Source organism: Sphingobacterium alkalisoli, from assembly GCF_005049105.1.
GTDB classification, from domain to species: Bacteria; Bacteroidota; Bacteroidia; order Sphingobacteriales; family Sphingobacteriaceae; genus Sphingobacterium; species Sphingobacterium alkalisoli.
In genome coordinates this window covers 116957-126130 of sequence record NZ_SUKA01000011.1, presented here as the reverse complement: position 1 = coordinate 126130, position 9174 = coordinate 116957, and the positions used below count along the sequence as shown (strand labels likewise).

Annotated in this window: 8 protein-coding genes and 1 rRNA gene; 7 read left to right on the top strand and 2 right to left on the bottom strand. The window is 38.0% G+C overall.

The features are described from left to right. Positions 1 to 7 precede the first annotated feature (7 nt). Together rrf and FAZ19_RS22910 are read left to right on the top strand one after the other, a co-directional pair. Positions 8 to 119, top strand: a 5S ribosomal RNA gene (rrf, locus tag FAZ19_RS22915). A 175-nt stretch (positions 120 to 294) separates the two neighbouring features. After that, positions 295 to 1242: a TIGR01212 family radical SAM protein gene (locus FAZ19_RS22910; RefSeq protein ID WP_136823108.1), complete on the top strand. Its 948-nt coding sequence runs from the start codon at positions 295 to 297 to the stop codon at positions 1240 to 1242. A 125-nt stretch (positions 1243 to 1367) separates the two neighbouring features. Here FAZ19_RS22910 and FAZ19_RS22905 read toward each other — a convergent pair whose 3' ends face one another. Both FAZ19_RS22905 and FAZ19_RS22900 read right to left on the bottom strand, forming a co-directional pair. Then, positions 1368 to 1835 carry a pyrophosphohydrolase domain-containing protein gene (locus FAZ19_RS22905; protein WP_136823107.1) on the bottom strand — a complete coding sequence of 156 codons (468 nt, stop codon included), beginning with the start codon at positions 1833 to 1835 and terminating at the stop codon, positions 1368 to 1370. A gap of 74 nt (positions 1836 to 1909) precedes the next feature. Continuing rightward, positions 1910 to 3304: a pseudouridine synthase gene (locus FAZ19_RS22900; protein WP_136823106.1), complete on the bottom strand. Its 1395-nt coding sequence runs from the start codon at positions 3302 to 3304 to the stop codon at positions 1910 to 1912. Positions 3305 to 3620: 316 nt separating this feature from the next. Here FAZ19_RS22900 and FAZ19_RS22895 point away from each other — a divergent pair, with 316 nt between their 5' ends. From FAZ19_RS22895 to ccoG, 5 genes are all read left to right on the top strand, one after another. Continuing rightward, positions 3621 to 4319, top strand: coding sequence for a lytic transglycosylase domain-containing protein (locus FAZ19_RS22895; RefSeq protein ID WP_229707682.1), 699 nt, complete (start codon positions 3621 to 3623; stop codon positions 4317 to 4319). A gap of 178 nt (positions 4320 to 4497) precedes the next feature. Beyond that, entirely contained in the window at positions 4498 to 6639 is a 2142-nt protein-coding gene (gene ccoN / locus FAZ19_RS22890; RefSeq protein ID WP_136823104.1) for a cytochrome-c oxidase, cbb3-type subunit I, read from the top strand. 22 nt (positions 6640 to 6661) lie between these two features. Further along, the gene (locus FAZ19_RS22885) at positions 6662 to 6847 is read left to right on the top strand and encodes a hypothetical protein (RefSeq protein ID WP_136823103.1); all 186 of its coding nucleotides are present in this window, start codon (positions 6662 to 6664) and stop codon (positions 6845 to 6847) included. A gap of 11 nt (positions 6848 to 6858) precedes the next feature. Further along, the gene (locus FAZ19_RS22880; RefSeq protein WP_136823102.1) at positions 6859 to 7746 is read left to right on the top strand and encodes a cbb3-type cytochrome c oxidase N-terminal domain-containing protein; all 888 of its coding nucleotides are present in this window, start codon (positions 6859 to 6861) and stop codon (positions 7744 to 7746) included. A gap of 34 nt (positions 7747 to 7780) precedes the next feature. Beyond that, positions 7781 to 9169, top strand: coding sequence for a cytochrome c oxidase accessory protein CcoG (gene ccoG, locus FAZ19_RS22875; RefSeq protein WP_136823101.1), 1389 nt, complete (start codon positions 7781 to 7783; stop codon positions 9167 to 9169). Positions 9170 to 9174: the final 5 nt, after the last annotated feature.

Sequence of the window (9174 nt, the reverse complement as noted above, 5' to 3'; positions counted from 1 at the left end):
AAGATCTTCAGGTGCCTATATCGGCGGTGTCTACCTCTTCCCATTCCGAACAGAGCAGTCAAGCCCGCCAGAGCCGATGGTATTGCCGTAACAGGTGGGAGAGTAGGTCGGTGCCTTTTTTTATACAAAGCCCTTGCTGGAAACAGTAAGGGCTTTTTTTGTAACCTATATTTCTATATTCCCCCCTATCCCAGCTCCGTTTTGTAATTCGGTACAAAACAGAACTCATAATAGATACTGTTGATTAAATAACTATACAGAATTCCTTGTTATTTATCTATCTTTGTGCTTGCAATGGCTACACAATTAGATAATGGGATTAAACCGTATAATCACTACGGAGCATACCTGCGAGAGAAATATAATGGGAAAAGGGTTTTTAAAGTCATCGTGGATGGTAATTTTACTTGCCCTAATCGCGATGGTAGTAAAGGGTATGGAGGATGTACCTATTGTAATGTAGATTCGTTTACACCTGATACAGCGCGTAAAGTTCCTTCAATAAGAGAACAGATTGAAAATGGTATGGAGCGCGCAAGGACTAGTTATGGTGCCGAAAAATTTATTATTTATTTCCAACCCAATACAAATACCTATGCACCGACGCATATGCTAAAGCTGCTTTACGATGAAGCGTTAAGTATAGACCCAGAAAATACATTGGGACTTTCTGTAGGCACACGTCCAGATTGTATTGATTCCGAAAAGATTTCGCTTTTGGAAAGCTATTGTGATCGGTTCGATGTAGATTTGGAAATGGGAATGGAATCAATCTATAATGATACGTTAGATCGGATAAACAGAGGCTGTTCTCATGAAGAGTTTATAAATATAATGGGGCTGCTCGAAAATTCACCCTTGGAAATTTGTGTACACACGATTTTTGGTTTTCCTTGGGAGACGGAGGAAATGATGCTCCGTTATGCAGACGAAATTAATAGGCATCCGCAGATTAAATTTGTAAAGCTGCATCATTTGCATATAGTGGAAGGCTCAATTATGGGAGCAAAATACAAAAAAGAACCATTTAAATTATTCTCGATCGAAGAATATACCGTATTCTTATCGAAGTTTATACCTCTGTTAAGGTCTGATATCGTGATACAACGTATTTTTGGAATTGCCGATAAGGAATTACTTATAGCGCCGAACTGGGGGCATCCGAAATCCGCAATTCAAACTTATATTGATAAAGGGATCGAAGCAAGAGGCGTTGTTCAAGGAAGTTTATTCACTATTTAATAATTTGGTGTTGGGTTGGACTCGTAACACTGAAAGCGTGTTTTAATGCGAGATTAAGCGGTGGCGGGGCAGTGCGATTACTACCCTCACCATTTTAGAAGCATTGCACAATTGATCTAGGGAGTCTACTCTTTTATAATCGCAGCTATATCCGCTGGGGAATAATTAATAGATTTTAATGTTTTGTTATCTCCTTCTCTGAACACTAAATATAACCCATCGATCTCTTTATAGTAGCTATCTACACCTTTCGTTTTATAATGTGCTTGTGTAGCTTTAGCTTCCTGTTCATCTTTGCAGGCCTTACTCATATTGGATCGTTGAACTTCTTCAAATAATGAGTTGAATTTGTCTTTAAGTCCAAATTCCAAGACCGCTCCAGAAAGGACGTATTGAATATCACATAAGGCATCTGCAATTTCTACTATGTCTTTTGCTTGTATTGCCTCTTCTAATTCTTTAAGTTCTTCAGCAATTAGTGCTATACGCAAGTTACAACGAGCTTCTGAAGGAATTGTAGGTGTATCTAGTATTGGATGTTGAAATGTCTTGTGGAACTCGGCTACGGAGGTAAGTGTTTTTGGATCTGTCATATTATTTAATTTTTGACTAAAATACGAAAAGTCATAGCAACAAAAAAGGTGCATTTTTAAATGCACCTTTTTGATTATTTGATTAAGTGTTTTAATTGAATTAACTCTCTTTCTTCAAGATACCTCCACCTTCCACGAGGGAGATCTTTCTTTGTTAAGTTAGCGTATACTACGCGATCTAATTTTACAACATCATAGCCTAAGGATTCAAAAATTCTTCTTACGATACGATTTTTTCCAGAATGAATCTGGATGCCTACTTCACGTTTACTAGCTCCCTGTACATAGCTGATATCATCAGGTTTGATCAAGCCATCTTCAAGTTCTAGACCAAACTCAATTTTATTAAAATCGCCTTGGTTTAGATTCTTGTCCAACTCAATGTTGTAAATTTTGCTAATGTTATTACGAGGATGAGAAAGTTTTTCCGCTAAATTACCATCATTGGTAAGAAGTAATAATCCTGTGGTATTTCTGTCTAGACGGCCGACGGGATAAATACGTTCTTTTGTTGCTTTGGAAACTAGTTGCATCACCGTTTTCCGTTCTTGTGGATCATCTGTGGTCGTGATGTAATCTTTTGGTTTGTTAAGTAATACATAGACCATTTTTTCACGCTTTAAACGCTCATTATTATAGCGGATTTCATCTTTGGCAGGATCTACCTTTGTGCCTAATTCTGTGATGACTTCGCCATTTACGGAAATGACCCCTGCCTCAATGAGCTCATCTGCTTTGCGTCTTGAACAAATTCCTGAATTGGATATGTATCTATTTAGACGGATTGTGCCGTCGTCTTCATTAATATGTTGTGATGCAGGTCTTTTAGCAGGAGAAAATTTTCGTTTTCCAGGTATTTTGTATCTATCTTCTCTTTCTTCTTGATTCTCAACAACCCTTGATTCTTCATGATCACCGATTTTTTTCTCATAAGGTCGTTCAGAAAATTTTCTGCCTGACGGAGATGTCCTGCCTTCATTTCTTGAGGGTGATCCAAAACTTTTCGTTTTTCCTGCTTTGTCATCGAATTTCTTTTCAAACGGCCTGCCCGATCCTTTGCGCGGCGTAAATGTTTTTTTCTCCTCGCTTTTGGAATTAGATCTAAAGTCTCTTGCTCTATCTTCTCTATCTTCGAATTTCTTCTCAAACGATCTTCCAGATCCTTTTCTAGGAGGGAATCCCCTGTCATCTGTCTTTGAAAATGATTTGAAGTTGCGTGGTTTATCTTCTTTGTGCTCGAAACCTTTTTCACCTCTATCCTCAAATTTCTTTGTGAAGGGTTTTCCGGATCTTTTTGAGTGAGAGAAAGCGTTCTTGTCATCGCTTCCAGAAGAAAATTTGGTGTACGAATCACCTCTGGTGTTAGTACTTTTTTTGCCTTGACTACTCTTTGATTTGAAACTTTCTGAGTTGTTTCGTTGTTTTTTGGAGTTGTCATCGCGACTGTTCCTTTGATTTTTGAAAGGCATATTTTTAATAAAATTGAACTGCAAAGTTACTCAAATTATTGGTAAAAAAATTTTAATATTTTTTTTAGAATTTTTGACCTTTATGATACCGTTAGAGGTATTCTCATGTGGTTTAAAAATTACCGAATATGTAAGTGTTTGTTTTTTAACTAAATAGTGTGTATATTTGCCAATTCAAATTTGGACCAAGCTATTTCTTGATCGATTTATCGTGGATAGGATAGCAGTAAGGGAGTGAATGATCAGAAAGAAAGTATTATGTAGTAGTGTAATTTTGTCGATAATGTTATTATCGAAATTATACTCAAATCCACAGATGGAATCGATAGAAGATCCATATAAGCAAAAATTAATTGCTTACGCGGTGAGCAAAGTCAAGGAAAGAGAGAGCTCACCGGAAAAACAATTAGAGGCTTACTTTAAAACCATAACATTCGCAGATGAATGCCCCCCTTTGGATAATAGCTTTGTAAAACGCAAACTTAGTAAATACCTCTCAAATTTTTCCTTCAAAAAGCAACAATCTCATTATTTGCACGAAAAGGCAGACAAACATTTACCAAGTATCTCAAAAATCTTAATGTCGTACGGTATTCCAGAGGATTTTAAATATATTCCCTTGGTAGAGAGTGGTTTGGATGTAAGTGTGACGTCTCATAGAGGTGCAGGTGGTTATTGGCAATTTATGCCTCAGACTGCACGACTTTTTGGATTGAAGGTAAATGCAAAAGTTGATGAGCGATTAAACCTTGTGAAATCTACTCACGCTGCGGCACGTTATTTAAAATACCTATATAGTGAATTTGGCGATTGGACGTTGGTTGCTGCGGCTTATAATGTTGGGGGAGGAAGTCTGAAATCTTCTTTACGTCGTCAAGGAGTTGATAACTACTATGAATTACGTCTTAACGCTGAAACAGGGTCATATGTATATAAGTTAATTTCTGTTAAGGAAGTCATCGAGAATCCGGTGAAATACGGTTATAGTGAAAATATGACCATTTCGAAGGGATAATTTTAATACGGTAAATATAAAAAGGGCTGGCTTAGAAACATTTTTCTAAGCCAGCCCTTTTTTACGTAATATAGCTTTAGTAAAACTATGATAATGGTCATATTTTTATAAGCTGTACGTCATTACAATGTCATGTAATTGTTTCTACTTTTACTCCTGAAAATAAAAAAGATGAGTAATGCAGTTAGAGCAATTTAATTACGACAACAAGATTGTACGCGACTTCGGAATAGCGACAATTGTATGGGGTATTATAGGTATGTCAGTTGGTTTACTGATTGCGTGCCAACTGATATGGCCAGAAATGAACTTCTTTAATCAATACACTACTTTTGGCAGAATTCGTCCTCTCCATACAAATGCTGTAATTTTTGCTTTCGTGGGCAACGCTATTTTTATGGGAGTATATTATTCTATGCAGCGTGTGTTGAAAGCAAGGATGTTTAGTGATGTATTAGGAAAAATACATTTTTGGGGATGGCAACTGATAATTGTTGCATCTGCTATTACATTACCACTTGGTTTAACTACATCGCATGAATATGCAGAGATGGAATGGCCAATTGACGTAGCTATCACTATTATTTGGGTGGTATTCGGTATCAATATGTTTGGTACGATCATTAAACGTCGAGAGCGTCACATGTACGTAGCGGTATGGTTTTATATAGCTACCTTCGTTACGGTGGCAGTACTGCACATCGTAAATTCAATACAATTACCAGTAGGGATTTGGAAGAGTTTTTACGTATATGCTGGTGTCCAGGATGCGCTAGTGCAATGGTGGTACGGTCATAATGCTGTTGCTTTTTTCTTGACAACACCATTTCTAGGAATGATGTATTATTTCTTGCCTAAGATGGCTAATAGGCCAGTTTATTCCTATAAGTTGAGTATTCTTCACTTTTGGTCTTTAATCTTTATTTACATCTGGGCTGGTCCGCACCATCTCCTATACACTTCACTACCCGGGTGGGTACAATCGTTGGGTGTTGTATTTTCGATAATGCTAATTGCTCCATCTTGGGGAGGAATGATTAACGGGTTGTTAACGCTACGTGGCGCATGGGATAAAGTGCGAACAGAACCTACTTTAAAATTTATGGTCGTTGCGCTAACCAGTTACGGTATGGCAACATTCGAAGGACCAATGCTCTCTTTAAAACAGGTTAATGCTATCGCGCATTTTACTGACTGGATTGTAGCTCATGTGCACATTGGTGCATTAGGTTGGAATGGTTTTATGACATTTGCTATTTTGTACTGGTTGTTACCTCGCATCTATAAAACTCAATTGTATTCTAAAAAGCTTGCCAATATTCATTTTTGGATAGGTACATTGGGTATTTTGTTTTATGCTATACCAATGTATTGGGCAGCGGTGGTTCAAGGTTTGATGTGGAAAGAATTCACACCTGAAGGTGTTTTGAAATATCCGAACTTTTTAGCCACCACTTTAGAAATCCTTCCAATGCATATGATGCGTGCACTGGGTGGTGCACTATACTTAACCGGTGTAATCATAATGACATATAACTTGGTGAAAACAATGAAGTCAGGTAAGTTGGTGGCTAATGAGGCCGCTGAGGCGCCTTCATTGGCACCATCAGTAGTTAATGAACGTTCGCAGCATCGGAGATTGGAACGTAAACCTATTTTATTTATGGTACTGGCATTAATTGCGATTTTAATAGGTGGTATCGTAGAGATGATACCAACCTTTACTATACAAAGCAATATTCCGACGATCAGTAGCGTAAAACCCTATACTGCTTTAGAGTTGCAAGGAAGGGATTTGTATATCCGTGAAGGTTGTGTGAATTGCCACACGCAAACAATCAGACCTTTTCGGTCAGAGACAGCAAGATATGGTGAGTACAGCAAAGCAGGTGAATTTGTTTATGATATGCCATTCTTATGGGGATCCAAGCGGACTGGTCCAGATTTGCACCGTATTGGCGGTAAGTATCCGAATAAGTGGCATTTTGACCATATGCTAGATCCGACCATTACGTCGCCAGGAAGTATTATGCCTTCATACTCTTGGCTGATCGGACAAAAACTGGATAACAGCACGTTAGTAGCCAAAATGAATGCTATGCGTATACTAGGAGTTCCCTATTCTAATGAAGACGTAGGAGGTGCGGTAGCTTCTGCTGAACAGCAGGCCGAATATATCGTAAAAGAACTGGCAACAAATCAGGTGACAGTGAAATCTGATCGTGAAATTATTGCATTAATTGCCTACTTGCAAAGGCTAGGAACGGACATTAAAGCTGGACCTAAAAAAGAAAAATCTACTCAAGTAGTGCAAGACTAGTATTTACAATAAAACAAAAGAAATGTTTAAGCAGATAACAAATTTAAATGGTGATGAGATGTACTTGATCACATCACTTTGGATCTTTATTGTTTTTTTTGCCTTGGTCGGCCTTATGTTGTTTTTTATGGGAAAGGATCATATATCTTACATGAAACAAATTCCATTTGGGGACCCTGAAGAAGAAATTGATCGTTCAACGGAATAGATATTGAGATTATGAAATTATTTTTGGTAATAGCGGATACAACTGCAAATGTTTCGGATTGGACATTTGGATCAGGAAATGCATACAACGACATTCTGATAGCAGTACTGATTATTGTGATGATTGTACTGTTGGCTTCTGCTATAGTCGTACAGAAGGCAATGCGCTCAATTTTAGATTTGACAATGCCAGAGCTCATAAAGCAAGAAAAAGAGACTAAAGAGCTTTCTAGAATAAAATCTAGACAAAATAGAAAAACGAGTTGGAATAACATATTAGGATTGAGGCCTCTTGAAGAAGAAAAAGATATTGAGATCGATCATGAATATGATGGAATTAAGGAGCTAGATAACCCCGTTCCAATTTGGTTTAATGCGCTGTTTTATTCTACGGTATGCTTCGGTGTAGTATACTTGTTGATATATCAGGTTTTTGGTTGGGGATTGTCACAAGAACAAGAATATAATTATGAAATGTCTATAGCCGAAAAGCAAAAGCTAGAATATCTAGCCCAAGCTGCCAATTTAATCGACGAGAATACGGTATCAGTTGATCTATCCCAAGCCGCGGCAGGAAAATCTATTTTCATGGCAAACTGCGCTGCTTGCCACGGAAATAGTGGTGAGGGTACTATTGGTCCTAATCTGACAGATAGAAATTGGCTTCATGGAGGTGAAATAAAAGATATTTTTAAAACAGTAAAATACGGTGTGCCAGAAAAGGGAATGGTTCCTTGGGAACAGACATTGTCTCCAGGACAGATTGCAGAAGTAAGTAATTATATCTTAACATTAAGAGATAGCAAACCCACAAACCCAAAAGCGCCAGAGGGAGTAGAAGTGGTCTATGAAGTAGTAGCGGCAGGAAAAGCCAGTGTCGACTCTACTGTGGTTAAATAGTTAATATAAGCGTAGTAACGGAAGGGGGACAACGATGGGAATAATAGTAAAAGAGCAAGAAGTTCAACAGCCTAAGGCAAAGCGACAGCGTATATATGCAAAGAAGCCCGCCGGAAAGCTTTATAATTACAGACAGGGCGTAGGCTACAGTCTGCTGTTGTTTCTATTTGCCGCCCCTTTTATAAAAATTGGGGGTAACCCCTTCTTGATGTTTAATCTCATTGACCGGAGATTTTCAATTTTTGGAAATATTTTCTACCCCCAAGATTTACATATATTTGTATTTGGAAGTTTAGTTGTCCTTGTCTCTATTGTGCTATTTACAGTAGTTTATGGCCGTGTGTGGTGTGGGTGGACTTGTCCGCAGACGATCTTCATGGAACTGGTATTTCGGAGGATAGAATACTGGATAGAAGGCGATTGGCGACAACAAAAGAAAGTCAATGAAGGGCCAAACACAGATTCACGTGCTTGGAAAAAAATGTTGAAACATGTAATCTTTTTGTTGGTGTCATTTTTTATTTCCAATATCTTTTTGGCCTATATTGTTGGTGTCGACGCTTTGTTCCAAATAATGACAGATCCAGTGGATCAGCATTTAGGTGGTTTTGTATCAATTATTATATTTACTTTCATATTTTATACGGTATTTGCCTACGTTCGGGAGATAGTGTGTACCACAATCTGCCCTTATGGAAGGTTACAGGGGGTGCTTTTGGACGACAGAAGTCTTACGGTTGCTTATGACGAGAAGCGAGGTGAGTCTCGAGGGAAATTAAAAAAGGACGGAAATCTGGATAAACAGAAAGGTGATTGCATAGATTGTAAACTATGTGTTCATGTCTGTCCCACAGGGATTGATATACGCAACGGCATACAATTGGAATGTGTCAATTGTACAGCATGTATCGACGCGTGCGATACCGTGATGGAAAAAATAAATAAGCCCAAGCGTCTGATCGGATTTTATTCTATGGCAGAGCTAAACGATAAGGCTAGTTTTAAGAAATACAACTCCCGCTCTTTATTTTATACCGTTATTTTAGCATTACTGATGGGGGTATTCGGATATATGATATTTAGCCGTCCCCTTATTGGTACGTCCCTGCTTCGTGCAACAGGTACCACCTACCAATCCCGTTCGGATGGTACAATCAGCAACTTGTATACACTGGAACTAATGAATAAAAGTGGAAAGGATGTTTCCTTTGAATTGTTGCCTGAAAATCCTGAATTACAGTTACAATTAGTTAATAAAATAGAAAAATTGAAGAAGGATGGTACGGCGAAAATGAGTTTCTTTTTGATTGGTAAAAGAGCAAATATATCAAAATATAAAACGAATATTAACGTAAATGTAATTTCTGAAGGAAAGGTAGTCGAGAAAATGAAAACAACTTTTATAGCGCCTCCAGGAACTTAGGTTAT

Coding starts and splice junctions, on each gene's coding strand:
- FAZ19_RS22885 (WP_136823103.1), top strand. CDS start 6,662: ATGTTTAAGCAGATAACAAATTTAAATGGTGATGAGATGTACTTGATC.
- FAZ19_RS22900 (WP_136823106.1), bottom strand. CDS start 3,304: ATGCCTTTCAAAAATCAAAGGAACAGTCGCGATGACAACTCCAAAAAA.
- ccoG (WP_136823101.1), top strand. CDS start 7,781: ATGGGAATAATAGTAAAAGAGCAAGAAGTTCAACAGCCTAAGGCAAAG.
- FAZ19_RS22895 (WP_229707682.1), top strand. CDS start 3,621: ATGGAATCGATAGAAGATCCATATAAGCAAAAATTAATTGCTTACGCG.
- FAZ19_RS22880 (WP_136823102.1), top strand. CDS start 6,859: ATGAAATTATTTTTGGTAATAGCGGATACAACTGCAAATGTTTCGGAT.
- FAZ19_RS22910 (WP_136823108.1), top strand. CDS start 295: ATGGCTACACAATTAGATAATGGGATTAAACCGTATAATCACTACGGA.
- FAZ19_RS22905 (WP_136823107.1), bottom strand. CDS start 1,835: ATGACAGATCCAAAAACACTTACCTCCGTAGCCGAGTTCCACAAGACA.
- ccoN (WP_136823104.1), top strand. CDS start 4,498: ATGCAGTTAGAGCAATTTAATTACGACAACAAGATTGTACGCGACTTC.